Source organism: Bartonella sp. AP57NXGY (genome assembly GCF_042195805.1).
Classification (GTDB): domain Bacteria; phylum Pseudomonadota; class Alphaproteobacteria; order Rhizobiales; family Rhizobiaceae; genus Bartonella.
This window is the reverse complement of record NZ_JBHIOZ010000041.1, coordinates 12,061-13,347: the sequence shown is the minus strand read 5'-3', so window position 1 is coordinate 13,347 and position 1,287 is coordinate 12,061. Positions and strand designations below refer to the sequence as shown.

The window sequence follows — 1,287 nt, the reverse complement described above, 5'->3', positions numbered from 1 at the left end:
CCTCTTTTTAATGGCGAACCACGCCCTGATAATTTTCCGTCATCATGGGCTGCTTCTGTGAAACCCATTGAAAGTCCCGCACCAATTGAAGCTGAGAGCCCTATCAAAAAAGTTTGATGCGTGTCTCCCGTGGCAAAAGCTGCGGCAAAAATGGGGGCAAGGGTAGAGACAGAGCCATCCATTAACCCTGCAAGACCTGGTTGAATCCAAGTCAAAAGTGTTTGTCTTTGCGTTTTCGAAGGCTTTTTTATGGTGTGATTTGCCGCTGTTGTTTTTTGGGAGGGATGGCGGTTCTTGCCTTTCACAAGAGAAGTTTTGTCACATAATGAACCGATAGTGTTTGCACGATTATGGCAAGAAAGGCACAAAAGTTGCTTATAATTTTTAAGCTCTTGAAGCCCCATGGCGGTAAAAACCGCGGCTTCCTTAGAGGAATAAGGTTCTAGAGCTTTTGCATATTTTAAATAGAGCGCCGCATGTTGCTCTTTTAATTTGAGCGCTTTAAGTATCACGTTTTGTGCTGAACGAAAGGACAGAGCTTTACGTTGTACAAATGAAAAAAACGATCTCAACATTTTCTGTTCCTCTGCACTTTAGAATAATTCTAAAACATAAGAAAAATAAACCGAAAGTCAATCTAAAAGTTCAAAACTGAAAAATTGCAAAAAGGTTGCACTGAGAAAAAAGGTGCTGGGATGTTGAGAAAGTACAAGGAGATTTGTCAAATGGAGACGACAGGGGCGCATGAAAGAAATGATTACGTGAAAAAATTTAAGAGACAATGTGCTTTATTTTGCTAAAGGGGCGTTTGAATGGAGCATTTCAATGTATTGATGCTCGAGAATATAGGAAAGGAATAAGCTAGCATCATCTTCATTCGATGCGTTCAAAAGACTGTACAGCTCTTAGAATTTGAAATGATTCTTTAAAGGAGATCTTTATTCAAGGGATAAAAGCCCATTTCGCGAGGGGGCCCCGTGAAGAGTATAGAAGGGTAGAGCGGCAAAATTTCCATGAAATAATATAAACTCCATTGAGTCTTCTTAATCTTTACGCTTCATAAAAGAGCAAGCCGGCATCATCATACACCTTAGCTCCCAGTGTTGCGACAGTCTTTAGCACTGTTCATTATAGGCATGACATTTTATTGTACAGTTTTACGCCACTCATTCTGCTTGTGGAGGTGTAAGACAGTATTCTTATGATATTTACGCGCATTTTAGCGTTGTTACAGCTTTTGCATTTAGGTGGATTTGTTAGCGTGTAACGAATTATCTTTTGTGCTGT

Annotated in this window: 1 protein-coding gene; it reads right to left on the bottom strand. The window is 40.0% G+C overall.

All coding sequences use genetic code 11. The annotated features are described in order from the left end of the window. Positions 1–575: hypothetical protein (locus ACFIL8_RS05620; protein WP_375689095.1), on the bottom strand; the 575-nt coding region annotated here is incomplete at its 3' end. Positions 576–1,287 lie beyond the last annotated feature (712 nt).